Source organism: Natrinema salinisoli, from assembly GCF_020405205.1.
GTDB lineage: Archaea > Halobacteriota > Halobacteria > Halobacteriales > Natrialbaceae > Natrinema > Natrinema salinisoli.
The window spans coordinates 207,472-231,673 of the sequence record NZ_CP084469.1 but is presented as its reverse complement, the minus strand read 5'-3'; the positions used below and the strand labels follow the sequence as shown (position 1 = coordinate 231,673).

The 24,202-nt window shown below is 66.0% G+C and carries 26 protein-coding genes; all 26 read right to left on the bottom strand.

The window, feature by feature from the left end:
• Positions 1-46 precede the first annotated feature (46 nt).
• Positions 47-2,047: an acetate--CoA ligase gene (gene acs / locus LDB05_RS01245; protein ID WP_226006115.1), complete on the bottom strand. Its 2,001-nt coding sequence runs from the start codon at positions 2,045-2,047 to the stop codon at positions 47-49.
• Between the two features lie 142 nt (positions 2,048-2,189).
• The gene (locus tag LDB05_RS01240) at positions 2,190-2,690 is read right to left on the bottom strand and encodes a universal stress protein (protein WP_226006114.1); all 501 of its coding nucleotides are present in this window, start codon (positions 2,688-2,690) and stop codon (positions 2,190-2,192) included.
• 98 nt (positions 2,691-2,788) lie between these two features.
• Entirely contained in the window at positions 2,789-3,211 is a 423-nt protein-coding gene (locus LDB05_RS01235) for a universal stress protein (RefSeq protein WP_226006113.1), read from the bottom strand.
• 342 nt (positions 3,212-3,553) lie between these two features.
• On the bottom strand, positions 3,554-4,288 hold the full coding sequence (locus tag LDB05_RS01230; protein ID WP_226006112.1) for a TOBE domain-containing protein: 735 nt from the start codon (positions 4,286-4,288) through the stop codon (positions 3,554-3,556).
• An 18-nt stretch (positions 4,289-4,306) separates the two neighbouring features.
• Positions 4,307-5,110, bottom strand: coding sequence for an amino acid ABC transporter ATP-binding protein (locus LDB05_RS01225; RefSeq protein WP_226006111.1), 804 nt, complete (start codon positions 5,108-5,110; stop codon positions 4,307-4,309).
• A gap of 34 nt (positions 5,111-5,144) precedes the next feature.
• The gene (locus tag LDB05_RS01220; RefSeq protein WP_226006110.1) at positions 5,145-5,816 is read right to left on the bottom strand and encodes an ABC transporter permease; all 672 of its coding nucleotides are present in this window, start codon (positions 5,814-5,816) and stop codon (positions 5,145-5,147) included.
• 39 nt (positions 5,817-5,855) lie between these two features.
• On the bottom strand, positions 5,856-6,779 hold the full coding sequence (locus LDB05_RS01215; RefSeq protein WP_226006109.1) for an ABC transporter substrate-binding protein: 924 nt from the start codon (positions 6,777-6,779) through the stop codon (positions 5,856-5,858).
• Positions 6,780-6,925: 146 nt separating this feature from the next.
• The gene (locus tag LDB05_RS01210; RefSeq protein WP_226006108.1) at positions 6,926-7,390 is read right to left on the bottom strand and encodes a hypothetical protein; all 465 of its coding nucleotides are present in this window, start codon (positions 7,388-7,390) and stop codon (positions 6,926-6,928) included.
• A 99-nt stretch (positions 7,391-7,489) separates the two neighbouring features.
• Positions 7,490-8,356, bottom strand: coding sequence for a hypothetical protein (locus tag LDB05_RS01205; RefSeq protein ID WP_226006107.1), 867 nt, complete (start codon positions 8,354-8,356; stop codon positions 7,490-7,492).
• A gap of 78 nt (positions 8,357-8,434) precedes the next feature.
• Positions 8,435-9,328: a putative sodium/potassium/calcium exchanger gene (locus tag LDB05_RS01200; RefSeq protein WP_226006106.1), complete on the bottom strand. Its 894-nt coding sequence runs from the start codon at positions 9,326-9,328 to the stop codon at positions 8,435-8,437.
• 60 nt (positions 9,329-9,388) lie between these two features.
• Positions 9,389-9,922 carry a hypothetical protein gene (locus LDB05_RS01195; protein WP_226006105.1) on the bottom strand — a complete coding sequence of 178 codons (534 nt, stop codon included), beginning with the start codon at positions 9,920-9,922 and terminating at the stop codon, positions 9,389-9,391.
• A gap of 2 nt (positions 9,923-9,924) precedes the next feature.
• Entirely contained in the window at positions 9,925-11,100 is a 1,176-nt protein-coding gene (locus LDB05_RS01190; protein WP_226006104.1) for a DNA primase, read from the bottom strand.
• 107 nt (positions 11,101-11,207) lie between these two features.
• Positions 11,208-12,503, bottom strand: a complete 1,296-nt coding sequence (locus LDB05_RS01185; protein WP_226006103.1) for an outer membrane protein assembly factor BamB family protein — start codon at positions 12,501-12,503, stop codon at positions 11,208-11,210.
• A gap of 2 nt (positions 12,504-12,505) precedes the next feature.
• Complete coding sequence (locus tag LDB05_RS01180; protein ID WP_226006102.1) at positions 12,506-12,877, bottom strand: DUF3209 family protein; 372 nt, start codon at positions 12,875-12,877, stop codon at positions 12,506-12,508.
• Between the two features lie 88 nt (positions 12,878-12,965).
• Entirely contained in the window at positions 12,966-13,349 is a 384-nt protein-coding gene (locus LDB05_RS01175) for a hypothetical protein (RefSeq protein ID WP_226006101.1), read from the bottom strand.
• A gap of 42 nt (positions 13,350-13,391) precedes the next feature.
• Entirely contained in the window at positions 13,392-14,624 is a 1,233-nt protein-coding gene (locus LDB05_RS01170) for a CbiX/SirB N-terminal domain-containing protein (protein ID WP_226006100.1), read from the bottom strand.
• 30 nt (positions 14,625-14,654) lie between these two features.
• Complete coding sequence (locus LDB05_RS01165) at positions 14,655-15,356, bottom strand: cobalamin biosynthesis protein (RefSeq protein WP_226006099.1); 702 nt, start codon at positions 15,354-15,356, stop codon at positions 14,655-14,657.
• A complete protein-coding gene (locus LDB05_RS01160; protein WP_207270271.1) occupies positions 15,353-15,619 on the bottom strand; it encodes a ferredoxin in 267 nt (88 codons plus the stop codon). The genes LDB05_RS01165 and LDB05_RS01160 overlap by 4 nt, the downstream gene beginning before the upstream one ends.
• A gap of 23 nt (positions 15,620-15,642) precedes the next feature.
• Positions 15,643-16,686 (bottom strand): precorrin-3B C(17)-methyltransferase, encoded by a 1,044-nt coding sequence (gene cobJ, locus LDB05_RS01155; protein WP_226006098.1) that lies wholly within the window; start codon positions 16,684-16,686, stop codon positions 15,643-15,645.
• Between the two features lie 18 nt (positions 16,687-16,704).
• A complete protein-coding gene (locus tag LDB05_RS01150) occupies positions 16,705-17,598 on the bottom strand; it encodes a precorrin-3B C(17)-methyltransferase (RefSeq protein WP_226006097.1) in 894 nt (297 codons plus the stop codon).
• A complete protein-coding gene (cbiG, locus tag LDB05_RS01145) occupies positions 17,595-18,593 on the bottom strand; it encodes a cobalt-precorrin 5A hydrolase (protein WP_226006096.1) in 999 nt (332 codons plus the stop codon). The genes LDB05_RS01150 and cbiG overlap by 4 nt, the downstream gene beginning before the upstream one ends.
• A 126-nt stretch (positions 18,594-18,719) precedes the next feature.
• Positions 18,720-19,619 carry a cobalt-precorrin-4/precorrin-4 C(11)-methyltransferase gene (locus LDB05_RS01140; RefSeq protein ID WP_226006095.1) on the bottom strand — a complete coding sequence of 300 codons (900 nt, stop codon included), beginning with the start codon at positions 19,617-19,619 and terminating at the stop codon, positions 18,720-18,722.
• On the bottom strand, positions 19,616-20,446 hold the full coding sequence (locus LDB05_RS01135; RefSeq protein WP_226006094.1) for a cobalt-factor II C(20)-methyltransferase: 831 nt from the start codon (positions 20,444-20,446) through the stop codon (positions 19,616-19,618). Before LDB05_RS01135 ends, LDB05_RS01140 begins: the two co-directional genes overlap by 4 nt.
• Positions 20,443-21,057, bottom strand: coding sequence for a precorrin-6Y C5,15-methyltransferase (decarboxylating) subunit CbiT (cbiT, locus tag LDB05_RS01130; RefSeq protein ID WP_226006093.1), 615 nt, complete (start codon positions 21,055-21,057; stop codon positions 20,443-20,445). The genes LDB05_RS01135 and cbiT overlap by 4 nt, the downstream gene beginning before the upstream one ends.
• A 256-nt stretch (positions 21,058-21,313) precedes the next feature.
• Positions 21,314-22,690: an RDD family protein gene (locus LDB05_RS01125; RefSeq protein ID WP_226006092.1), complete on the bottom strand. Its 1,377-nt coding sequence runs from the start codon at positions 22,688-22,690 to the stop codon at positions 21,314-21,316.
• 148 nt (positions 22,691-22,838) lie between these two features.
• Positions 22,839-24,146: a cobyrinic acid a,c-diamide synthase gene (locus tag LDB05_RS01120; protein WP_226006091.1), complete on the bottom strand. Its 1,308-nt coding sequence runs from the start codon at positions 24,144-24,146 to the stop codon at positions 22,839-22,841.
• Positions 24,147-24,202: the final 56 nt, after the last annotated feature.

Genomic DNA, 24,202 nt, shown 5'->3' with positions numbered 1-24,202 from the left:
GGTCGAGGAAAATAAACGATTTCGCGTGAATTGAATCAGCGAACCCTCATCGGCCGGGCTCGTCTCGGTCGCCGTCCGTCCCGATCTCGGCCTGGATCTCGCCGACGATCTCCGGGTTTCGGAGCGCACTCGTGTCCCCCAGCTCTTCGCCGTTGGCGACGTCCTCGAGCAGTCGGCGCATGATCTTCCCCGAGCGGGTCTTGGGGAGCTCCGGTGTGAATATCACTGCGGCAGGTCGGGCGATCGGGCCGATCGCGGACTCGATGTTGTCGAGGATCGCCCGCCGAATCTCGGCGTCGGAATCGTAGCCGCTCTCGGTGCTCACGTACGCGTAGATCTCGGTGTCACCGGTTTCGCTCGAGCGGCCGACGACGGCGGCTTCGGCGACCCCGTCCACGTCGGCGATCGCGTGTTCGACCTCCATCGTCCCGAGGCGGTGGCCGGAGACGGTGATTACGTCGTCGATCCGGCCGAGGACGGTGATGTAGCCGTCGTCGTCGATCCGGGCGGTATCCCCGCTGAAGTAGCGCCACTCGTCCTCGGCGGGCTCGGAGAACCGCTGCCAGTACTCCGCGACGAACCGCTCGTCGTTGTCGTAGAGCGTTCGGGCCATCCCCGGCCACGGGCGACCGATCGTGAGGTAGCCGGTCTCGCCTGGATCGACGTCCTCGCCCGCCTCGTCGACGATGCGCGCATCGATTCCGGGTAGCGGCGGGCCGGCGGAGCCCGGTTTCATGTCGTCGATTCCCGGCAGCGTCGAAATCGTGACCGCGCCGGTTTCGGTCTGCCACCAGGTGTCCACGACTGGACACTCGCCGCCGCCGATGTGTTCGCGATACCACTTCCAGGGCCGGGGACTGATCGGCTCCCCGACGGTGCCGAGCAGGCGCAGCGAGGACAGGTCGTGTCGTGCGGGGTAATCCGAGCCCCACTTCATGAACGCGCGAATGGCCGTCGGGGCCGTGTAGAAGACGTCCACGGCGTTCCGGTCGACGATCTCCCAGAGCCGATCCCGGTCGGGATAGTCCGGTGTCCCCTCGTACATGACGGTCGTCGTCCCCAGCGCGAGCGGGCCGTAGACGATGTAGGAGTGGCCGGTAATCCAGCCGATATCGGCGGCACACCAGTAGGTGTCCTCGGGTTTGACGTCGAGGACGGCGTGGCTCGTCCACGCGACGTGGGCGAGGTAACCCCCCGTCGAGTGAACGACGCCCTTCGGCTCGCCGGTCGTCCCCGAGGTGTACATCAGGAACAGCATGTCCTCGGCGTCCCGCGAGACCGGTTCGACGGTTTCGCCCGCGAACTCCTCGCGAAGGGCGTGGTAATCCCACTCGTTCTCGCCGAGGACGTGTGGCAGGTCGTCGCCGAGGCGATCGACCACGACCGTTCGGACGTCCTGCTCGAGATCGATGCGGGCGTTGTCGGCCTTGCTCTTCTGATTGAAGGCATCACCCCGCCGGTAGTAGCCGTCACAGGTGACCAGATACTCGCTCTCCGCGGCGTCCATCCGCGTCGCGAGCGCGTCCGCCGAGAGCCCGGCGAAGACGACGCTGTGAGGCGCGCCGATGCGGGCACAGGCCAGCATCGCGATCGGCAGTTCCGGGATCATCGGCAAGTAAATCGTCACGACGTCGTCTTCCTCGACGCCGCGATCCCGCAGCGCCGCCGCGAACTCGTTGACCTCGACGTAGAGGTCCCGATAGGTGTAGGTCCGGCGCTCACCTTGCTTGCCCTCCCAGCGGATGGCCGCGTGGTTCTTTCGCCCCGACTCGAGGTGCCTGTCCAGACAGTTGTACGAGGCGTTGAGGCGTCCGTTCGCGAACCAGCGGTAGAAGGGCGCGTCCTCGTCCTCGAGGACGGTATCGTACGCCTCCTCCCACGAGAGGAGGGCGGCTGCACGCTCCCAGCAGTCGGGCCACTCCGCTTCGAACTCGTCGTGGATCCCCGGATCGGCGACGTTCGCCTGCTCGACGAACGACTCGGGCGGGGTGTAGGTGGGGCCGGTGGACTCGGACGCGTCTCGATCCCACCCGTTCCGATCGACCATATCTCGTCCGAACCGTGGTCACTCAGGGGAATAAACGTTCCTCCGAATCGCAAGCCGGTGGGCGGGGGCGAGCACGGCCACCCGGCGCATCCGCGAACGCCGCTCGATCGGCCAACGCGGTCGAGACCCGAACGCAGACCGTCTAGAGATCGTCCGTCGTCGAGTCGATATCGGCGACGTCCTCGGCGTCGGCCCCGACGTCCGGGTGGCGAACGACGTAGACGTCGTATCGCTGGTCGTTCGCGACCGGGCTACCGACGCTCGACTGCGGTGCGATGACCGACCCCGCGTTCTCCGAGCCGATGAAGACGACCGACGCCTCCACCTCGCCCGCGACGCGGCGGATCTCCCGAACGACGTTCGTCGTCGACGTCGCCGTCGGCTCGTCGGAGCTGACTCGTTCTATCCGGACCGTCGCTTCCGGGGCGACCTCGAGCGCCCGAGTCTGCATTCCCTCGGCGATCGCCTCCGCATCGAACGGCTCGCCCTGCGTAATCCACCCTCGTTCCTGAGCGTACTCGGGGTCGTCCGGGATCACCGTCAGGACGACGACGTCCTCGTCGAGCAGGTCGCCGAAGGTCGAGGCACGCTCGAGCGCTTTCGTCGCCAGTATCGAGCCGTCGAAGGGGACGAGCAGTGACATACGGGTAGTTCACACGACAGCGGAGGTAAATGTTCTCCCTCCACTACCCGTTCGCTTCGACCCCTGGCGGACGACCGACCGCTGGGTCGGACTCCACGTTAGCCGACGACCAGCACGGGACGGTCCGCCGTCCTGACGACCCTGTCGACGGTACTGCCGAGCAGCGCGCCCTTGAACGACGAGCGGCCCCGGGAGCCGAGCACGACCGCATCCGCATCGCGCTCGGCCGCGTAGTCGAGAATTTCCTCGTGGGGAACGCCCGATCGAACCGTCGTTTCGACGGACACGTCACCGTCCGTCGCCGTCGTCTCGAGGTCCGCGAGCCAGCCCGCCGCGCGCTCCTCGAGGTGTCGCCGGGCCTCCTCGGGATCGACGATACCCGTATCGTACTCGGTCCGTTCGTCGACGACGGCGATCCCGTACAGCGGCGCGTCGAAGCGCTGTGCGAGCGCGATCGCGTGATCGATCGCCGTCGCCGCGGCCTCGCTGCCGTCGGTTGCCACCAGAATGGAATCGTACATGGGCGGGGATACGACCCCCCTCGAGAAAGGGTTGGGGCTCGACGAAATTGTGGAACCCTCTCTGCGGTGGCGCGTGCTGTCGGCCGACCGAACGCTAGTGAGGGCGGCCGAGCGAGCCGTGAGAGGTCTTCGCGAACTTCGTGAGCGAAGGCTTGGAAGACGTACCGCGTCTTCCAGTGGATGAGCGAGGGAAGAAAGACCGAGCGAATCGGATGGGGAGGGCGTGGTGTCTCAGTGTTGCCAGCGCGAGCGGAACTGTCGATTCGTCGTCGACACAAGGTCCACTCGTCCCAGAAACAGCAGTTCTCGAACGGTCGAATACGTGACCCCGACGACGGGTCTTTAGTCGCTATCGCCGTTCCGTCTCCGCTTCTCCGTCGCGACACCGCGCGCCGCCGTCGCCTTCACCGATGCGACGATCGACCGACCCGGCTCGAGCCCCAGCGCCTCGACGCTCCGGCGGGTGACCAGCGCCACGAGTTCGGTGTCGACGGATCCGTCGCCGCTCTCGTCGCTGGCGAGTTCGACCCCCACCCGAACGACGGCATCGCCGGCCTCGAGCCACGAGACGGTCCCCGGAAACCGGTTTCGGACGCTCGTCCCCTCGGCCCGGGGCACGTCGTCGGGTGCGTGCAGACTGACAGCGTCCGATCGGATCGTCACGGACGCACTCACGGCGTCGGCCGGGACGACAGCCAGAATCTCCCCGACGCCGGTCTCGACGGTCGCGAGTTCGCCGTCGCGATCGACGAGCGCCCCCTCGAGTACCGTCTCGTCGACGCGGGCGACGCCCTCGTAGGCCGCGACCAGCCGGTCGAAGCGCGCCAGCAGGTCTCGCGCCGTCGCCGTCAGGGAACTACCGCCGCCGTCGGCCCCGCCGCGGGTGCGCTCGACCAGCGGGCCGATCGCGTCCTCGAGTTCGACGACCCGCTGCTGGAGGCGTGGATACGACCGCTCGAGCGACTCGGCTGCGCCCGACAGCGACCCGCGGTCGTCGATCGCGCGCAGCATCTCGACGTCGCTCCGATCGACGGTGACGTCGTCGATCCGGAGGTAGGGGTCGAACTCCTTTTCCATTCGACTCGCCGTTCGTCGTCAGGCCAGAAGTTCGTTGTCATCGTACAACAGATCGCCGCGGACGAACCGGGCAGTCCGCTCGTCGCGCGGGTTCTCGAAGACCCGCTCGGCCGGCCCGGTCTCGACCAGCTCACCATCGAGCAGGAAGGCGATCCGGTCAGAGATCCGCTCGGCCTGGTGCATGTCGTGGGTCGCGAGCAAGACGCCGTGGCCCCGCTCGCGCGCCCGATCGATCGCCTGCTCGAGGATCGCCGTGTTCCGCGGGTCGAGATCGGAGGTCGGCTCGTCGAGGACGAGCAGGTCCGGCCGGGTCGCGAGCGCGCGGGCGAACGACACCCGCTGGGCCTCGCCGCCGGACAACGCTGCAGCGTCGCGATCCCACGTGTCCCCGAGCCCGACCAGTTCGAGGGCCTCGAGGACCCGGTCGTCGACGCTCGGCTCGTCTCGAAGCACCCGGTCCGCGAGGCGGCGTCCGAACCCGCGCAGGCGCTGGGGCCAGGACCGACGGATCCGTCGTCCGATATCGACGTTGCGGGCTACCGAGGTCTCGAAGAGGCTCGCACGCTGGAACACCATCCCGATCCGCCGCCGGACCGCGAGGCGGTCCTCGCGAGATAGCGCCCACGGATCGGTTCCGTCACAGCGGAGTACGCCGCCGGTCGGCCGTTCGAACAGCGCCGCCAGCCGCAACAGGGTCGTCTTGCCGGCCCCCGAGGGCCCGATGACCGTCACTACCTCGCCCGAGCCGACCGACAGCGAGACGTCGGACAGGATCGCCGTTCCGTCGACGCCGTAGGAGACGTCGTCGAGGTCGAGATTCACGACGCGGTCACCTCCGTCGCGGTCGGTCGCACAATTATCGCCCTCCGAGTCGCATGACGACTCCGTTGACGAGCAAGACGAGCGCCAGCAGGACCGCACCGAGTACCAGCGCAGTCTCGAACTCGCCCCGCCTCGTCTCGAGCGTGATCGCGGTCGTGATCGTGCGGGTTTTCGACGTCCCGTCGGCGTAGGCGATGTTGCCCCCGACGATGAGGACGGACCCGACCTCGCTGATCGCACGGCCGAAGCCGGCGAGAATGCCAGTGATGACCCCGTACCGCGCTTCCTTGAGGGTGATCAGGGCGACATCGGCGCGAGTCCCACCGACGCCGTAGGCCGCGTCCCGAACGGCGTCGTCGACGCTCTCGACCGCCGACAGCGCGACGCCGGTGATCACCGGTGCGGCGAGCACGCACTGCGAGAGGATCATCGCCTCGGGCGTGTAGACGAGTTCCAGCGATCCGAGCGGCCCGCTGCTCGAGAGCGCCATCAGAACGAGCAGTCCGACGACGACGCTCGGAAAGCCCATCCCGGTGTTGATGACGGCCGTGATCAGCCGCTTGCCCCGGAACTCCGCGAACCCGACGGCGAACGCGATCGGCAGACTGAGGAGGGTACTCAAGAGGACGGCTGTCAGGCTGACCGTCAGTGAAACCCGGCCGATACTCCGGAGATACGTGGGATCGGCGATGGACTCGAATGACATTGGTAGTGGGTCGTTCCGTTCTGAAAGTGGGCCTGACGATCACTCGCTATCGGCCTCCGACTGCCACCCCTCCGGGACGTACTGCTGGAAGTTCGGATCCTCCGATAGCGCCTCGGGGTAGAACAGCTGTTGCCCGTCCGCGGTGTAGTTCGAGATCACGTCCTGTCCCGCCGGACTCGTGGCGAACCCGATGTACGCCATCGCCAGCTGGTAGTTGACGTTCGAGTGGATCTCGGGATTGACCGCCATGATCCCGTATGGGTTCGCCAGCAGTTCCGGGCCGCCCTCGATCGGTCCCTGCAGCAGGATCTCGAGGTCGACGTTGTCCTGCATCGAGAGATAGGTCCCGCGATCTGCGAGCGTATACGACTCCGACTCGCTCGCGTTGTTCAGCGTGTTTCCCATCCCCTGACCGAGTTCCTGGTACCACTCGCCGCCGGGCTCGACGCCGGCCGCGTCCCAGATCGCCAGCTCCTTGGTGTGCGTTCCTGAGTCGTCTCCGCGCGAGACGAACGGAGCTTGCGCGTTCGCGATGGCCTCGAAGGCAGCCGTCGCCTGCTCGGTATCGCCGACGCCCGCCGGGTCGTCGCTCGGACCGACGATCACGAAGTCGTTGAACATCAGGTCGCGCCGGTTGACCCCATAGCCGTCTCGCATGAACTCGTCCTCCTGCGAGCGAGCGTGGACCAGAATGACGTCCGCGTTGCCGTTGCGCGCCGACTCGATCGCGGCACCCGTTCCCTGTGCGTTCGGCGCGACCCGCGTTCCGAACCGCTCCTGAAACGCGGCGTTGATCTCGTCGAGCAGCCCCGTATCGTACGTGCTGGTCGTCGTCGCGAGCGCCAACTCCTCGCCCGCGACCCCCACTTCGTCGCCCTCACTGCCCGACCCGACACACCCTGCGACAGCCGCAGCGATCCCCGCGGCGCTCGCACCCAGTACTTCCCGGCGACGATATTCCATACTGGGAATAACGATGGAATACAATCCCATAAACGTACTGCTCGAAGAACCCGCGAACGGTTACGGGCCGCTCTCGATCGACCGTTCTGGGTAAAACAGTAACTGCTTCCGGTTACGATAGTCGAAACGGTCGAACCGCTATTGTATCACTCGGCGGCCGCCACCGCTACCACGACGTTCTGGACGTACCGCATACTCGTCGCAATAGCCATGATCCCGTCCATCAGCGCCTGCTGGGAAGCACCGTCGGGATAGACTCGATACTCGACCTGCACCGTCTCCGCCTCCCGCAACTGACAGGAGACGCCGTCCTCGTCGAGAAACGTGTAAAAGCCCGGCGTCGCCGCCAGCATCGGCCCGACGTACTCGAGTAACTCGCCGCGCCGCTGATCGTCTCGGAGCAGATTTCTGGCCCGTTCGGTGTCGAATCCGCTGCGGCCGACGATCCGAACCGAGCCGAACTCGTCTTCCTTGATGACGTGAACCGGCAATTGCGAGAGTTCGACCTGAAAGTTGAATTCGGTGTCTTCGTCCGTGTGGGACGTCACGTTCCGAATGGCCGTGTCGTCCAACCAGTGGTGGACCTGTGTCTCGCTGATGTGTCTCGTCATAGGTGACCGTCCACAAGTACCAGAATAAGGCTTCAGCGGGAAATAGCCGACACTGTCCCGGTCCGTCACTGTCAAGCGCTGTAGTGAAAACGAACCGCGCTATCGGTGCTTGGCCGGCATCGTCGAGTGCCGAACAGGGCCGCGCATGTCCGCTCGTTGGGACGGCGGCGGTGCCATCGTGGAGTGGCGGCTGGGACCGCCGGATACCGTCCCGCGATCCCCACCGCCGCCGAGCCCCGAGCCGAGTGGCCCTTCGTCGACCTCCTCCGGCTCGTCGTCGGTTTCCGCTTCCTCGCCTGTGACTTCGTCCGCTCCCTCGGCGTCGGCGGTCGCTCCGTCCGCATCGTCCGCCGTCTCGCTGCTGGCGGAACCGGCATTCGCCGACTCGAGCCGGTCCTTGAGCTGCTGGATCTCGTCGCCGAACTGCTCGAAGGAGGACCGGAGACGGTCTCCGAGGTCGTCGCTCGTCTCGTCACTGGCGGTTGCGTCTTCGTCTGCACTCACTGATTCGGTCCCCTCGTCCGCGTCCTCCGTCGACGTAGCGGCCCCTTCCTCCCGGTCGGTCTCCGCCTCGTCGGCAGTTGCGGCTGCCCGTTCGTCGATGGCTTCTCGGAGGTCACCAACGGCTCCGTCGAGACCGTCCTCGTCCGCGCGGTGGGCGAGTTTCGCGAGGTGGAGCAATCGCTGGAGGTCCTCGAGGTTCTCCTGGTCACCACGAGCGATGGCCGCCGGAATCGAGTCCGGTTCCGTTCCGTCCTCGAGGGTGTCCAGGCCGACCGCTGCGAGCAACTCGTCGGGCTCGGTCGACTCGAGGATGTCGCTCGCCTCCGTTGCCGTCTCGAGAAGATCCGTCTCGGCCGACTCGTTCGCATGCTCGGAGTCGGACCCGCCGATCATGGATCCGCTCGAGGCGTCGGCGTCGTTCAGTACGTCGTCCACTCGGTCGCGTAGTTGCGATTCGCTCATAGGTGGGTCCCCGATATCACCGCGGCGCTGGTTGCGTCGTTCGCCCCCGGCCGAAGCAGGGGTGATGCGTTCGATCTCTCACTCGGCTTCCGCCTCCTGCTCGGACTCGGAGTCCGAGTCGTCGTCCGACCCTTCCTCCGTCACGGTTGCGATGATTTCGTTGGTCATCTTCTCACGGCTGAGGTTCGCTTTCACGCCGACGTCCTTGGCGACCGACTGGAGGTCGCTGTAGGACATCACCCCCAGGAAGTCCTCGAGCGTGTCCTTCCTGAGATCCTCGAGGTCCTCCATGGACGGTTCCGACTCGTCTTCGTCGGACGCTTCGGCTTCGTAGTCGGCTTCGGCGTCCGTCTCCTCGCCGGCTTCCGACTCCTCGTCACTTCCTGCGATCGTTTCTTTGGCCTTCCCGGCAGCTCCTTCGACCGATTCTTTGGCGCTGCCCGCGGCTTCCGTGACCGACTCTTTGGCTCCCGTTTCGCCGTTTTCGGCGCTCTCGTCGTCCCCCTCTCCCGCTTCGTCCGCCCGTTCCTCGTCTTTGGATTCCGTCTGCTCCTCGCTCTCCGACTCGTCTTCGGTGGGTTCCTCGCTCTCGTCGCCGCCGAGACCGTCCACAAGCCCCTCGACGCCGCTCCCCTCGGTGACGTCCTGGGCCAGCGACTGGACCGATTCCGTTGCCTCGTTTTCATCGATTGACTCTCGGAAGCCGTTCCGGATCGCGGTCACGAGGTCCGACTGTATCTCCTTGCGGTCTTTCCCCTCTTCGATTCCTTTCGCGATCGATTCGTGGATTCCGCGGCCGATGGCCGCGCCCAGTTCGCGACCGAAGCGTTCACCGAACTCGCGACCGACCGCTGCGCCGACCTCGCCGCCGTCGATGCTGTCCTCGATGTCTCCGTCGCCGAGCATGTCGGCGACGTCGAGCTGGTTGCTCACTTCCTGCGTCACGAGTTCCTTCAGCCCGCTCTCACTCACGGCGCTCACCTCGAGCGGGGATCGGCGGTCCGGTGTCGAGCCCCTGATTCCGTTCCATGGTTAGTCCTCCTCGGCTTCGACTTCGGCCGGGTCCTCGTCCTCCGCTTCGTCCGTCCCCTCGTCGGCGTCTTCATCACTGGACGCCGCTTCGTCGTCCGCCTGTTCCCCACTCTCCTCGTCCGCTGCCTCGGATTCTTCCTCAGCTTCGTCTTCCTCGTCTTCCGCCCCTTCCTCGGCTTCTTCTTCCTCGTCCTCACCCTCTTCTTCCTCGTCTTCCGCCCCTTCCTCGGCTTCTTCTTCCCCGTCCTCACCCTCTTCTTCCTCGTCTTCCGCCCCTTCCTCGGCTTCCTCCTCGTCGGACCCGAACAGTTCGTCGATGACCATATCACCGATCGTCCGGCCGATGGATTCGCCGATCTTTCGACCGATTAGCGCACCGACCTGGGCGCCGAGGGCCTCTCCGAGGGGCTGGTCCTCGTCGATCTCGTCTTCCCACTGGGTGCCCTCGATTAGATCGTTCACGTCGATGTTTTCTGTGATTTTCTCGAAGTCGATGCGCTGACTCAGTGACTGGGTTTCGGATTCTTCGCTCATGATTAGGCTGCCTCCTGTGACGCTGCTTCGGGCTGGTCACTCGCCTCGTCCTCCTGCTCAGCTTCCGGTTCCAGCTGCTCGATCAGTTGTTCGATCACCTGACTGACGACCATCGCCACGAGTTCCTCGACGGGGAAACTGGGAACGAGTCCGGCGAGTTTCTCCTTCAGCCAGCTGCCGGCAGCGGAGATCCGGCCGGGCGATTCCGCTTCTTCTTCCTCTTCGTCCGCCCCTTCTGCGTCCGCTTCCGCCGGTTCGGGTTCGTCCCCTTCGCCGGTCGCTTCTTCGGACGCCTCCTCGTCGCCTTCCGCGGGCTCACCGCCGAACAGCCCGCGGAGCCACTCCACGGGTTTGCCGAGGATTCCTTTCAGCTTGCTGAATAGATTTCCGAGTGACTCCTTCGACTTGCTCGCCAATCCGCTGAGGAACTCCTTTGGCCGTTCCAGAAGTCCACTGAGGAACTCTTTCGGCCGCTCTAAGAGCCCACTGAGGAACTCCTTCGCCTTCCCCGGGACCTTCTTCAGCAGCTCCACCGGTTTGCTCAGGAGCGACTTCACCTTGTCGAGCAGGGCACCGGGACCGTCCAGTAACCCCGTCACTGCAGACAGCAAGTTCCCGAGCAGATTGTTTCCGCCCGGCCGCGCCGAAACGTCGAGCTGAACCGGGTTCAGGTTCACCTCGAGGCCGAGGACGTCGAGGAAGAGACCGTCGAGATCGAGGTGGAGCACGCCGGACGCGTCGTCGCCCTCGTAGACCGCTTCGGCGTCTTCGGCGTGACCTTCCTCGCGATCGTCCTCAACGAGGTTCCCGGTGCCTTCTCGCTCTTCTTCCTCGGATTCTCCCTCTTTAGCTTCCTCTTCTTCTGTCTCCGATTGCTCTTCTTCGCCTTCTCCCTCAGCCTCCTCCTCTTCCGGTTCTTCGTCTTCCCCTTCTTCTTGCTCGGCTTCCTCTTCTTCCGAATCTTCCTCTTCGCCTTCTTCCTGCTCGGCTTCCTGACCGTCGGGCGTCTCCTCAGTGGCCTCTTCCGGTTCTTCCATCTCCGCCTGTCCGCCGTCGGTCATCACCCGGCGCGAGGGGCCGATCGTGCGTTCGGCATCGTCGGGACGGCTCGAGGAGCGTTCGACCCGCTCGGGATCCGAACGGCCCTCGCGGCCGTCACGTGGAGAATTCTCGCTCATTATACGGACGAACGGACGCCAGTGAGCGTTGTGGGGATTGGCCTTGCGTGTGCGACTAGCCGACACTCTCGCAGAATTGCACCAGAGAAAACGATCGATCGACGGCGCTACTCGAGCGAGCCGACGCGAAGCGCGTACTCGCCGCGCGTCTGGCCCTCGTCGTGGTACTCGACGGGTTCCTCGATGGCAGCAACCGTTCCCTCTTCGACGGCGGCCGCCGTCGCGATCCCGTCGAGGCGCTCGCACCCGCTCGCGCCTGACTCGAGGTCGAACCAGCGGACGGCGTGAGTATCCGGATCACGGACCCGGAAGTTCTGGGCGCAGGGCGCGACGAGTCGCCCGCCGTCGGCGGCGAGGCCGTGAACGAAGCCCCGAACCTCGTCGTCCCAGATGAGGTCACCGTCCGCATCGAACGCGGCGACCCGGTGTTCGTTCGGGTGTCGGCTCTCGGTCTCGCGGCTCTCTACCGCGTAGGTGTTGCCGGTCACGAACGCCACGCGACTGTCGTTCGTGTAGACGTGGTTCGGATAGGCGTACAGGGTCTCGTCATCGATTTCGGTCTCGACTGCGAGGTCGACGCGCCAGCGCTCGGCACCACCGGGGCCGAGCAGGTACCCGCGCTTGTCCCCGTGACTCGAGACGGCGATCGACTCACCGTCGAAGGAGACGTCGCCGACGCGGCGATCTCCCTCCGTGCCGGGATCCCAGCTCCACAGTCGGTCGCCCGACTCGGCCTCGAGCACCACGAGGCCGGTGTCGTGGTCGCCCATACAGCGGTTGTAGCCGACCGCGAGGCGCTCGCCGTCGGCGTCGAGATCGATCGCGATCGGCGAGGCGTCGGTCTCGTCGGTCCAGCGGACCGATCCGTCGGGGTCGAACGCGTAGACGGTGCTGTGCCACTGGCGGTGGTCGCCGTCGCGTTCGTACCGTCGTGCGGCGGCGTAGAGTCGTTCGGTACCGTCCGCGTCGGTGCCCGTCTCGAGCGCGACCACGTAGGGCAGGTAGAAGACGGTGTCCTTGACCGCCTCGCCCACGTCGTCGACGGTGTCGTACCGCCAGCGCCGGTCGCCCGTCTCGGCGTCGTAGGCCGCGATCGTTCCGGTTTCGCCGCGTCCGGCGACGACGACCGTCTCGTCGCTGCCGTCTTCACCGTCGTTCGAGAGCGACGTGATTCCGACCGCGTGGTCCGGGTGATCGACCGTCCACCGCGTCTCGAGCGAGTCGGCGTCGCGGGCGGTGACCGTCCCGTCCCACTGGCCGGTCACGACGAGGTCGCCAGAGTCGGCCACGCTGACCGCGGATCGGGTCCACATGTGACGACTCCGGGCCGTCTCGATCTCGCCGAGCGGGACCGATCGGAACTCGAGGGGCAGGTCGCGTTCGGTATCGGCAGTGTCGGCCATGATTACTCCTCTACCGGAAAGGTCTCGTGGAGGGTGTCGTGCGCGTCGCCGAGCCCGTCCACGATGCTCTCGCCCTGCACGCTCAGTCGCTGGACCGCTCGCTCGGCATCGCGGACCGCCAGTAGTCGTCCCCGCGTGTAATCGTACTCGGGGTCGTCGCTGTCCATTGCGGCGACTTCCTCCTCGAGATCGACCAGCGCCGCATCGAGGTGGCGCTCGATCTCCGCGAGGCTGTCGGCCTCCGCGAGGCCCTGGATGGGGCCCTCGAGATGGCCCTCGAGTTCTTTCTCCGCGTGATCGCGGGTGCTGTCGTCCCCGACGCCGAGGACGTTCATCAGTCCGAGTCGTAGCGCTTCGATTTCGTAACAGCTCATACGTGTCGATAACGTGTTCTATTGTTTCGTTCGATCGATATCGGTGCAACCCCGTCGTGAGAAGTCGCCGGGGGAGTCGGTGCTGCGTCTACTCCCTCGTCCGATGGGCGAGTGAACGGTAGCCGTCGGTCCCACGATGTCGGGCGACCAGGTACGTGCCGAGCAGGACAGGGAGGGAAAGTACCGCAATGATTTCGACGACGGTCCCGTACACCTCGGAAGCCAAGAGGTAGTTCTGCAGAATCCAGACGCCGACCGACGCAATGATGCCGAACGCGTACAGTGCACCGATTCCCGGGCGCAGTTCGCGAACCGATCCGTCGATCAGCGCGACCCCGACGATACCGAGAGCGGCGATCGCAACGAGGACGTTGAGCATGCCCGTCGGATCCGGGACCAGCATCATCGCACCGAACACGACGAGGATGGCGTAGTATGCCGCAAGCGACGCCGTCGATTTGTTTCCATCCATTACTGCGGGTGGATTTACGACCGCGAGAGAAATGCCTGCCGATCATAACGTTTGGTCGACGAGCTCGCTCACGATGCGATCCCGATCCAGATGGTCGCCCACGATCCGGTCGGCGTCGTCGTCCTCGACGCCGCCGTACCAGATTCCGTCGGGGTAGACCGCGACCATCGGCCCGTCGCCACAGCGTCCCAGACACGACGTCCGCGTGATGCGGGCGTCGCAGTGCTCCGAGTCCCGCACCTCTTGACGCAGGCGCTCGAGGACCGCCGGCGATCCCATCTTGGCGCAGGTCTGGTTGGTACAGACCGCGACGTGCTTTTCGGGCGCGTCGTGGCTGTCGGGTTCCTCGTCGATATCGTCACGGTCGGCGTGAGCCTCCTGGTGGGCCAGCGCGCGAAGCATGGCTCGAGCGCCGCCGACGTCCTCCTCGTAGCCCTCGAGGTCGACCTTGTACTTGCACGTGTCACAGGACATCTCGACGCTTTCGGTGCGGGCTTCCTCCCAGCGGTCGGCGAAGACGTCGAGCAGTCGGGAATCGGTTCCGAGCGGGTCCCCGGCCAGCGCGTCGACGTACGGATAGTCCTCGTCGAATTCCGCTGTCCAGTCCCGCACTCGCTGCGTGAGGACGCCGTCGCCGAGCATGTACGGCAACACGACGACCGCGTCGGGGCGGTGCTTCGAGAGCCCGTGGAGGGTGTCCTCGAGCGTCGGCTCCGTGACGCCGATGAACGAGGCCTCGACGCGGTCGAACTCGCGGCCCTCGTACAGCAACCGGGCCAGCTTGTGGACGTCGCCGTTGGCGTCGGGATCGCTCGAGCCCCGTCCGCAGACGACGACCGCGACGTCGTCGTCCTCGCGGTCGACGCCCAGTTCGCGCTCGACGGCGGCGGCGCGGTCGTCCAGCAGGTCGAGGATAGCCGGATGGACCCCGAGATGCGCGCCGTTGTTGATCTCGAGGTCGTGCTCGGCCCGGGCCTGCTCGATCGCGAGCGGCACGTCGTTCTTGACGTGGCTCGCCGCGAACAGCGAACAGTGGACGACCGTCACCTGCGACGTGACTGGCGCGAGCTCGGCGAACGCCTCGTCGATCGCCGGTTCCGCGAGCTCGAGGAACGCGGCATCGACCGGGATTCCCAGCCGCGACTCGAGGTCTGCGGCCAGTTCGCGGACCTGTTCGTTGGACTTCTCGCGCCGGGAGCCGTGGCCGATCAGGAGGACGGCCTCGTCGTCGAACCCGGCTGCGGGTGCGTGTGTGGTCTGGTCGGGTGTGCTCATCGGTATCGAATGTCTCGATCGTTCAGCTGGCTACTCGCCGTCGTACGCCTCGGCCTGCTCGAGGCTCCGCTCGAGCTTGCGGCGCCGACTCGGCGCGAACAGGCCCGTCTCCTCGCAGTTCTCGTACAACCACGTCCCGAACTCGGGCGCGGCGTCGTCGTCGACGCCGAACCAGTAGCCGCCCGAGGACGTTTCCGAGAGGTCGCCCATCGGAGCATCAATTGGGCAGTCCGCTATCAAATCCTGTGCGAACTCGAGCAACTCCCGATCGTCGTGGACGAAGGAGATGCCGACGGTGCCGCTCGAGGACTTGAAGCAGATAGTTCCACAGCCCTCGAGCAGCCCGCGGAGCAGTTCTCGGTCGTAGTTCGAGAACGCGCCGAAGCGGTAGTTGCCGCGCCCGTCGACGGGAAGCCCGAGCGCGCCGCTGCGGCCCAACAGGCCGGCATCGTCGCCGTCCTCACTGCCGATCGAGAGCGTGTACTCCTCCTCGGTTCGCGTAATGGACGTGTCGTGAGCGTAGTCGCGGGTGGTCGTCTCGTGCTCGAGGTCGCCGCCGGCGATCGCGGCGAGCACCTGTGCCGACTCCTCATCGTTGGTGACGACCTCGATGCTACCGTCCGAGACGTCCCCGCTGCCGGCGACGTGGCCCCAGAAGTACGCCGTCGCGGCGTGGCCGGCGAGCGGATCGGACGGCACCTCGATCTCGGTCGCGGAGTCCGCGTCGCTCATTCGCCCACCTCCTCGACGACGATCGCGTCCGTCGGGCACGCCGCGGCGGCCTGCTGGGCTTCGTCGATGCGGTCGTCGTCGAACGTCGCGACGACCCGGTCTTCGGTGTCAGTGACTTCGCCCTCGCAGTCGTAGACCGGGTCCGCGCCGGGGTCGATCGTCGCGAGGCCGTCCTCGCCCTCGACGAATCGCGGGTCGCGGGTCAGACAGGCGAAGATGCCGTCGCAGGCGTCCTTCTCGATGGTAACTTCGTATCGTGACATTGTTGATGTGCTCCGAATTCCGCTCAGTAGTCGTACTTCGTCTCGTAGCCCCGCGGCGTGACCATCCGGTCGTCCCAGACGTAGGTTTCCTCGTTGCCGACGACGATCGTCGTCGTCATGTCGATGATCTCGCTCTCCCCGAGCTCCTCGAGTTCGCCGAGTTCGGTGATCATCACCTGCTCGTCGTCGCGGCCGGCGCCGTGGACGATGCCGACGGGCGTGTCCGCGTCGCGGTGGGCCAGCAGGATCTCGCAGGCCTTCTCGAAGTTCTCCCGGCGCTTGCGGCTCCAGGGGTTGTAGATCGTGATCGTGAAGGACTCCTTTGCCGCGGAGTGGAGTCGGGACTCGATCTCGGGCATCGGGACGAGATGGTCCGACAGCGAGATCGAGACGGTGTCGTTGACGAGCGGTGCGCCCAGCCGGGCCGCACAGGACTGGGCCGCCGGGACGCCCGGCACGGCCTCGAAGTCGACCATCGACGCCGTCGCGCCCTTTGACTCGAGGATCTCGAGTGCGAGGCCGCCCAGCGCGTAGACGTTGGGGTCGCCGCTGCCGACGATGGCGACGTCGTTGCCCGCCAGCGCGCGGTCGATGGCTTCCTCGGTGCGGGAGACTTCGCCACACATCGGCGTGTCGTACAGCTCGTCGGCTTCCTCCGTGATCTCGTCCGGAATGAGGTCGATGTAGGTCGTGTAACCGACGATGTGGTCGGCCTCGAGCAGCGCCGTCTTTGCGCGGTCGGTTATCCCCTCCGGATGGCCGGGACCGAGGCCGACGGCGCTCAGTTTGCCCGGTTCGGCGTCGAAGTCGTCGACGGTGGAGCCGACCTCCTTCTCGTTAGAGCCGCTGTCGTCGGAACTCGAGGCACCACAGCTACTCGAGGACGACGAGGAGCTCGAGGAGGCTCCGCACTTGGAGCCGCTCGAGTCCTCGGTGCTGCTCGATGCGCCGCACTTCGAGCTCGAGGTGTCGGTACTCGCCTCGTTGGTGCTGCTCTCCGTGCTCGAGGAGGCTCCGCATTTGGAAGTCGATTCGGCGTCGGCGTCCGCGTTGGTATCCGTACTCATGGTTGTGTATCGTCTGTATCAGAAGTCGTCGACGTCACGCCCGCCGCGCGGGGTGACGAGGTACGTTCGGTCGTCGTTGCGCCAGGTTTCGGTCTCGTGGTTGCCGATGATCAGCGAGGTGCCCATCCCCGACACCTTGTCGTCGTGGTCGGCGGCCTCGCCGAGGGTTGTGATGAACTGGCTCTCGCCGTTTCGGCCGGCGTCCGCGCGGCCGGCGTCGTTGACGATGGCCACGTAGGCGTCGTCGGTCCGCTCCTCGCGGACGATGTCGACCGCCTTCTCGTAGTTGCGCCAGCAGTTGTAGAGGACGATCACGAAGTCGCTGATCGCCGCCGCCCGCAGCTTCTCCTCGATCTCGTCCCAGCCGCGCCACTTGTCCGACAGCGAGACCGTACAGAAGTCGTTGCACAGCGGCGCGCCGACGTTGGCCGACCCGCCGAGCGCCGCCGTCAGGCCGGGAACGATCTCGATCGGAACGTCCGTGGCGTCCTCCTCCTCGGCCATTTTGAAGATGAGATCGGACTTGCCGTAGACCGAGGGATCGCCGCCGGAAACGTGAGCCACGTCCTTCCCTTCGCGGACGTATTCGAACGCCGCGCGGGCGAGTTCGATCTGCCGGCCCATCGTCGAGCGGACGATCTCCTGCTCGAAGCCGTCGTCTCGAACGGCGATGCCGTCCTCGTCCGTCTCCGCTTCCGGCAACAGGGTGCCGTCGTCGCGCAGGAACTCCTGGTAGAGGCTCGAGGCGATGACGACCTCCGAGGACTCGATGACCTCCTTGGCCCGCTTGGTCATGTGCTCCGGCAGGCCGGGGCCGATGCCGACGACGTAGAGGGTTCCGTGGTCGTCGGGGGTGCCGCCGGCGGCGTCCGCGGTCGCGTCCATCTCGGTGGCCTCGGCGTCCGAACTCATCGACCGATCGCCACCGTGACTTCGTTCTCGTAACTGATCTTCTCGAGGACCAGTTCCCGTTCGGCACCGCCCGCGATCGCGGAGGCCTCGGAGACGCCGGGCCAGCCGATCAGCTCCTTCGACTTCGAGGGCGTCGGCCCCTCGTGTTCGAGCAGCGTCTCCTTGTCGAAGGCGACCACGCCGAGGTCGAGTTCCTGGGCGGCCTCGAGCAGCCCCTCCTCGTCCTCTTTCCGGGTCGCGGTCCCGACGAACTCGACGTCGTCGACGTCGTAATCGGTCTGCTCGAGGGCTTCTTCCCAGGCCGCGAGGAAGGCCTCTTTGCTCGCACCGGAGACGCTACCGGTGCCGAGGACGATCCCGTCGTCCTTGTTGCGCTTGAGAACCGTCACGTCGTCGCCGACGAGGACGGCTTTCGGCCCGTCGAGCCGGGCCACGGGACCGAGGTTCTCGTCGAGGACGGCGAGGTTCGTCTTGACCGTCGAGTCGCCGTTGACGACGTGGGTGTCCATCGCCTTCGCGCGGGACTCGACGCCCTGCTTGCCCGCCGCCTCGCTGGCGGTGGTCATCGCCGGGACGGCCCCCATCGTCGCAAGATCCTGTGCGACCTGGTTCGCACCGTGGTGGCCGCCCGTGATCGGGATGGCCCACGTCAGTTCCTCGTCGACGACGCAGATCGCGGGATCCTCCCACTTGTCGTCGAGCAGGTGGGCCGTCTTCCGCATCGCGATCCCGGAGGCCATCAGGCCGATGAAGCAGTCGTACTCGCCCCAATGCTCCTCGAAGACGTCGCCGTGGTACTCGATGATGTCGATCGCCTCGTAGCGATCGCCGATCTCGGCTTTGATCTCCTCGGCGGTGTCCATCTTCCGGCCGAAGGAGATGATCGCGATCTCCTCGGCGACTTCGCCGTCCGAATCCGCCGTCGAACAGTGGCCGCCGCCGGAGTCCGATCCCGATTCGTCCGTCGTGTCCGCGTTCTCAGTTCCTGAACTCATTGGTTGATTGCTGTCGTACCGAAATTGTCCGTTCCACGTTCGATCGACCCGTCCAGTCCACCGCTCGGGTGGGATTGAAAGGGCTGGGGGCTTTCACCGTGTTCGCGGTAGCGACTTCGAGCCATCTCAGTCATCACTCGCCTCCGTCTCGCCGGACTCTCCCGACGATCCCCGATTGGCCCAGTCGCCGTAGAGGAACGAGCGCTCGTAGCCCGCGCCGGTCACGGCATCACCGATGACGACCAGCGCCGAGGCGCGGTAGCCCGCCTCCTCGACCTTGTCCGCGATGTCGCCGATCGAGCCGATGATCACGTCCTCGTCCGGCCACGAGGCGTGGTAGATCACCGCGACCGGCGTCTCGGGGTCGTGGTCGTCCTCGAGCAACCGATCCATCGTGTCCCGAACCGCGTGGGTCCCGAGATAGATGCAGGTCGTCACGTCGCCCATCTCCACGAAGTCGGAGATGTGGTCCTCCTCGGGCGTCAGGGTCTTGCCCTGCGGTCGGGTGAAGGCGACGTGATTCGAGACCTCGTTGAGCGTCAGTTGGGTCCGCAGCGTCGCGCTGGCCGCGAACGCCGAGGTGACGCCGGGAACGAAGTGGGTCGGCACGCCCTCGTGCTCCAGCGCGTCCATCTGCTCGAGTGCTGCGCCGTAAATCGCGGGATCGCCGCTGTGCAGGCGGACGACGTTGTCGCCGTCCTCGTAGGCGTCCCGCATCAGCGGGATCAGTTCCTCGAGGTCCTTCCCGACGGAGTTCACCAGTTCGGCGTGGCTGCAGTACTCGTCCAGCAGTTCGCTGTTGACCAGCGAGCCCGCGTGAACGACGAGGTCGGCCTCCTCGAGCAGTTCCTTCCCCGCCACGGTCAGCAGGCGCGGGTTGCCGGGGCCGGCGCCGACGAAGGGAATGCCCTCCTGTTCGTCCCCGGCGCTGTGCTCGAAGATCCGGTCGTCCAGTTCCTCGCGGCGAGCTTCGCCCTGGGAGTCGATCGCGTCCTGCGGGTCGTTGGGTGTCTCGTCGTCAGTCATCGGTGTCCTCCGCGGTGTCCGCCACAGTCGCCGCCCTCGCAACCTTCAGCGTGCTCGAGGTCGACTCGCTTCCCTCCGTCGGTCACCGGCTCACCGTTCGCCGTCGAGTCGTCCTCGCCCGACGTTTCGGAATCGCTGCCGTCGGTTTCGAAGGCCGCCGTCGCCTGCTCGACCTCGAGGTCTTCCTTCTCGGCGTACGCGAGCGTGTAGTAATCGCGCTCGTCGATCTCCTCGGGGTCGTCGGTGACGATCGTCTCGCCCTGTTCCATGAACAGCCGGCGGCCGTAGGTCACGTCGTAGCCGGCCTCGACGAGGCCCTCGTGGGTCGCCGGTGCGTCGGTGACCTTGAATAGGATCATCCGGTCCGGGCCGGTCGGGCTGTGGCCGGACGCGGCCTCCCGCAAGGAGAGCCCCGCGCCGGCTTCGATCTCGACCCCCATCGCGGTCGCGAAGGCCGTCACCGCGCTCACGCCGGGAACGATCTCCAGTTCGACGTCCGAATGAAAGGCGTCGATCGTCCGTCGGAGGTGACCGAACGTCGAGTAGACGTTCGGATCGCCCAGCGTGACGAAGGCGACGTCGCCGTCGCGTGCGTTCGGGGCAATCTCTGCGGCCGCCTCCTTCCACGCCGTTCGCAGCTTCTCCTCGTCTTTCGTCATGGGGAAGTCTAGATCCCCGATTTTCGACTCGTCGACGTGTTTCAACGCGACCGTCCGGGAGAGGCGGCCCGGCGAGTAGACCACGTCTGCGTTCTCGAGGACCTCCTTCCCGCGTACCGTGACGAGGTCGGCCTCGCCGGGGCCGAGGCCGACGCCGTAGAGCGTCATTGGGCGGCGCTCCCCCCGTCCGCGGCGACTCGCTCGCCGTCGTCTTCCGCAGTCTCCTCGTCGGGCGTCGCGCTCCCGACCAGCATGTACACCGGGTTGTCCGAGTTGAAACTCGTCGCCCCGGCGAGCTCGTAGCCGTGGCTCACCTGGAACTGGACGACCTCCTCGAGCAAGTCCCGCTCGCGGAAGGCCTCCGTCGCCTTCCCGGCGACCTCGAGCCGCGAGACGTTCATGATCACGCGGTCGATTTCGGTCTCGACGGCGTGATCGAGTACCGCCTCGAAGTTCCGGCTTCCGCCCAGGAAGAGCGCGTCGGCGTCGTCGGGCAGCCCCTCGGGTGCTTCCGCGTTTCGCAGTTCGACGTCGGCCCGTACCGACTCCTCGTTCGCGGCGAGGTTCCGCTCCGTCGTCTCGAGTCGCTCGGGTTTCCGCTCGAGAGCGGTCACCCGTCCGGCCCGCTGTGCGGCCTCGATCGTGATGGCTCCGGTACAGGAGCCGACCTCCGCGAAGTGGTCGTCCGGCTCGAGCGCGAGCTTCGAGCGGACGACGGCGCGGACCTCCGACTTGGTCGGTCCGGCCTTCGCATCGTGTGGAAGCGCGATGGGTGGCATCATCCGTTGGAACAGAGCCCGGCCCTAAAACAATTTTGTTTGGTGTAGAACAACTGCGATTGCCCATGTAGAGTTGGAGTAGGACAACGAGAGTTGCCGAACCTGAACGGACTGTTCGGTTAAGACGGACCCATGATCGAAATTATAAATGTAATCACGCGACCCACGCCGGACAAAATCCGGTGATGAGACGGAGTTGGTCGGCCAGCGGTCGTCGCTTCAGGGGTGGAAGTCGCTGCACGGCCGGAACAATCAATCACCGGTCGGTCGTCCGGGGTCGAACCGAATCGTCAGCGTCCACTCTGGGAACACCGGGGTTCGGACTCCGGTTCTCGTCGTCGACTGTCGAGGCCTCGGGTACTTTTTCGGTTTTCACCACGGTCGTTCCAGCAACGAGGTCGCCGAGTCGCTGTCCGTGGTCAGTCGTGGCGACAACGATCGCGCCGAGGACATAGCCGATCGGGAGGAAATCGAGGGGGTGCAACACCGTCCGGATAATCGCGTCACCCGGCGTACTCGGTGAGCCGTCGATCCGGACCACGGTCAGATCGAGAAGTGACTTCCCGAGGGTCTGCCCGTACTTCGCTTCACCGACGACAAAGTACGCCGGCGGCGACAGGAGACACCAGAGCAGAATGAGGCCTCCCAGAAGTGCGTCACTGCCGAGCGGATATGCACTGTCGGTCGCGACGAGAACCACGGGGAACGCGACCGCGATGACGGCGATTACGAGCCAGTCGATACCCGTTGCTCCGGCCCGTCGAAAGAGGACGCTTCCAGCCGTTTCCATATCGGGGCGAACGTCGGTTCCGTCGGACTCGAGAACCGCTTCGGGATCGAGCATCTGCCCCGTCGCACGGAACGCCGGTTTGAAGACGTCCACCGTCGTCAGCCCGTGAGCGGAGGCTCGTTCGACCATCCCCGGGACGTGGTTGTATCCCGTCGCGAGACAGATCCGCTCGTAGTCGTTTGCCGCCGCCAGCGTCGCGACGTCCTCGAGCATCACCTCGTTTCGCGCCTCGAGCGTAATCTTGACGAGACCGAGTCCCGCAATCAGGAAGGTCAAAGCGACGAGACCGCCCATCATGTCGTTCATAAAGGGGTCGACGATCAGCAGCCAGTATGCTAACGCGGTCAGCACTACAGCCGCCGCGACCGTCGGGAGCCGGATCCCGTACAGGGCACGAACCGTTACTACTACCAGCAAACCGATGGCGAGTCCAGTTGCAACGAGCGTCTCGGTCGGCAACCAGACGGCGAGCGCGGCGAACGCGAGCCAGTTGCCGACGATCCATCCGTGACTCCGCTCCGACAGGATCCCGAGCGGATGGCGATCAACCCGGTGGATCGGTCGGCCCTGTGCGACCTCACGGACGGCGATTTGCTCGACGGACCGCAAGTCGCGGTTGAACAGCGCGAGCAACGGTATTTGTACGAAGACGAACAGTAGCTGTAGTCCGATGAAAAAGAACGGATACCGGAGGACGAGCCCGACTGCCGAGCGGGGCGTCTCCCCCAGTTGAGGCTGTTCGACCGCGATCGCGTCCGCTCCCTCCGAGAACTCCCGAAGATCGTCTTCGACAACGCTCCGAGTATTGAAATGAACCGACCCGAATATCCTGAGTTTGGTCATCGGCACTCAGTTTAGATATAGTACAGTTATACTTTCAGCATTTCGTTCGGAACGAAACACGATTAGCTATCTGGTCACCGAGACGGGTCCACACGAGGGACGTCCGCGAAACCCACAGCGACTGTCCTGAGATCAAGGTACTGAACCGTCACTGTTCGAGACGCTCGAGGAACCGATCGAACGCCCCGCTTTCCGCGTGAACGTGGACGTACGTGCCGAGCGACTCGTGTTCAGTCAGACCGTCGTGCTCCCCGTCGATGCCGTCGCCCCGGACCGTCTCGAAGGCGAAGCGGGCGTCGCCGTCGACGTCGGCGCTCGAGTAGTGGAACTCGTGACCCCGAATCGTCTCGCCGGCGTCGGCGGTCAGCGTTCCCTCGGCGGCCTCGAGCTCGACGTGATCGAGCGCCTGATAGCGGTCGTGCATCGTGACATCGGCGGGGAGAATTCCGGCCATCTCGCTGCGGTCGCCCTCGGCGGTCGTCAGCGATCGACTCATGGCCATCAGGCCGCCGCACTCCCCAAGGACCGGCAGTCCCTCGGCGGCCCGCTCGCCGAGTTCGGTGAGCGTACCGGCCGACTCGAGTTCCTCGGCGTGGAGTTCGGGGTAGCCGCCGGGCAGGTAGACGCCGTCGGCGTCCGGGACGGGGTCGCCCGCGACCGGCGAGAACGTGACCAGGTCGGCCCGCTCGCGGAACCGTTCGATCGTCGCCGGATACCGGAAGCAAAAGGCGGCGTCGCTGGCGACGGCGATCGTGGCGTCGACCGACTCCGCAGGTTCGATCGGCGTTTCGGGGGCGGGCGGTTCGCTCGCGACTGCAGCCAGCCGATCGGCCGCGAGCGACTCGGCGGCCTCCCGCAGGGCGTCTTTCGGCAGGGCCGCTTCCGCGCCCATCTCGAGCCCGAGGTGTCGATCGGGGATCTCGAGGTCGTCGTTCGGCGGGATTCGACCGAAGAACGCGAGATCGTCGGGGAGGGCGTCCCGAATCCCCTGCTCGTGGCGGCCGCCGTGGGCGCGCTGCGCGATGACTCCGGCGACCTCGATATCGCGCCCGATGGTGGCGGCGTATTCGCGAAACCCGAGGGCGGTCGCCGCGACGCTCTCCATACCCGCCTTCGCGTCTACCACGAGGACGACGGGGAGGTCGAGGGCCTCCGCGACCATGGCGGTGCTCGAGCCGTCCCCGTCGTAGAGCCCCATCACGCCCTCGACGACGCAGATATCCCCCTCGCCGCGCCGGTAGTTCCGGCGGAGGCCGTCTTCCCCTTCGAGCCAGCTATCGAGGGTGCGGGAGGGGCGGCCCGCGACCGCCTCGTGGTGACTCGGATCGATGAAGTCCGGACCCGCCTTGGCCGGCTGGACCTCGTGGCCGGCGTCCGCGAGCGCCTGAATAATCGACAGCGTCGTGACCGTCTTTCCGACACCGGAACTGACGCCCCCGAGGACGAATCCCTTCATCGGTCTTCTCCCGGGGTTCGATCGAATCCGTTTGCCTTACGGACCGCGTCCGTCAT

Excerpts from the sequence above, each read along its gene's own strand:
- acs (WP_226006115.1), bottom strand. The coding sequence starts at position 2,047 with ATGGTCGATCGGAACGGGTGGGATCGAGACGCGTCCGAGTCCACCGGC.
- LDB05_RS01240 (WP_226006114.1), bottom strand. The coding sequence starts at position 2,690 with ATGTCACTGCTCGTCCCCTTCGACGGCTCGATACTGGCGACGAAAGCG.
- LDB05_RS01235 (WP_226006113.1), bottom strand. The coding sequence starts at position 3,211 with ATGTACGATTCCATTCTGGTGGCAACCGACGGCAGCGAGGCCGCGGCG.
- LDB05_RS01230 (WP_226006112.1), bottom strand. The coding sequence starts at position 4,288 with ATGGAAAAGGAGTTCGACCCCTACCTCCGGATCGACGACGTCACCGTC.
- LDB05_RS01220 (WP_226006110.1), bottom strand. The coding sequence starts at position 5,816 with ATGTCATTCGAGTCCATCGCCGATCCCACGTATCTCCGGAGTATCGGC.
- LDB05_RS01215 (WP_226006109.1), bottom strand. The coding sequence starts at position 6,779 with ATGGAATATCGTCGCCGGGAAGTACTGGGTGCGAGCGCCGCGGGGATC.
- LDB05_RS01210 (WP_226006108.1), bottom strand. The coding sequence starts at position 7,390 with ATGACGAGACACATCAGCGAGACACAGGTCCACCACTGGTTGGACGAC.
- LDB05_RS01205 (WP_226006107.1), bottom strand. The coding sequence starts at position 8,356 with ATGAGCGAATCGCAACTACGCGACCGAGTGGACGACGTACTGAACGAC.
- LDB05_RS01195 (WP_226006105.1), bottom strand. The coding sequence starts at position 9,922 with ATGAGCGAAGAATCCGAAACCCAGTCACTGAGTCAGCGCATCGACTTC.
- LDB05_RS01190 (WP_226006104.1), bottom strand. The coding sequence starts at position 11,100 with ATGAGCGAGAATTCTCCACGTGACGGCCGCGAGGGCCGTTCGGATCCC.
- LDB05_RS01185 (WP_226006103.1), bottom strand. The coding sequence starts at position 12,503 with ATGGCCGACACTGCCGATACCGAACGCGACCTGCCCCTCGAGTTCCGA.
- LDB05_RS01180 (WP_226006102.1), bottom strand. The coding sequence starts at position 12,877 with ATGAGCTGTTACGAAATCGAAGCGCTACGACTCGGACTGATGAACGTC.
- LDB05_RS01175 (WP_226006101.1), bottom strand. The coding sequence starts at position 13,349 with ATGGATGGAAACAAATCGACGGCGTCGCTTGCGGCATACTACGCCATC.
- LDB05_RS01170 (WP_226006100.1), bottom strand. The coding sequence starts at position 14,624 with ATGAGCACACCCGACCAGACCACACACGCACCCGCAGCCGGGTTCGAC.
- LDB05_RS01165 (WP_226006099.1), bottom strand. The coding sequence starts at position 15,356 with ATGAGCGACGCGGACTCCGCGACCGAGATCGAGGTGCCGTCCGATCCG.
- LDB05_RS01160 (WP_207270271.1), bottom strand. The coding sequence starts at position 15,619 with ATGTCACGATACGAAGTTACCATCGAGAAGGACGCCTGCGACGGCATC.
- cobJ (WP_226006098.1), bottom strand. The coding sequence starts at position 16,686 with ATGAGTACGGATACCAACGCGGACGCCGACGCCGAATCGACTTCCAAA.
- LDB05_RS01150 (WP_226006097.1), bottom strand. The coding sequence starts at position 17,598 with ATGAGTTCGGACGCCGAGGCCACCGAGATGGACGCGACCGCGGACGCC.
- cbiG (WP_226006096.1), bottom strand. The coding sequence starts at position 18,593 with ATGAGTTCAGGAACTGAGAACGCGGACACGACGGACGAATCGGGATCG.
- LDB05_RS01140 (WP_226006095.1), bottom strand. The coding sequence starts at position 19,619 with ATGACTGACGACGAGACACCCAACGACCCGCAGGACGCGATCGACTCC.
- LDB05_RS01135 (WP_226006094.1), bottom strand. The coding sequence starts at position 20,446 with ATGACGCTCTACGGCGTCGGCCTCGGCCCCGGCGAGGCCGACCTCGTC.
- cbiT (WP_226006093.1), bottom strand. The coding sequence starts at position 21,057 with ATGCCACCCATCGCGCTTCCACACGATGCGAAGGCCGGACCGACCAAG.
- LDB05_RS01125 (WP_226006092.1), bottom strand. The coding sequence starts at position 22,690 with ATGACCAAACTCAGGATATTCGGGTCGGTTCATTTCAATACTCGGAGC.
- LDB05_RS01120 (WP_226006091.1), bottom strand. The coding sequence starts at position 24,146 with ATGAAGGGATTCGTCCTCGGGGGCGTCAGTTCCGGTGTCGGAAAGACG.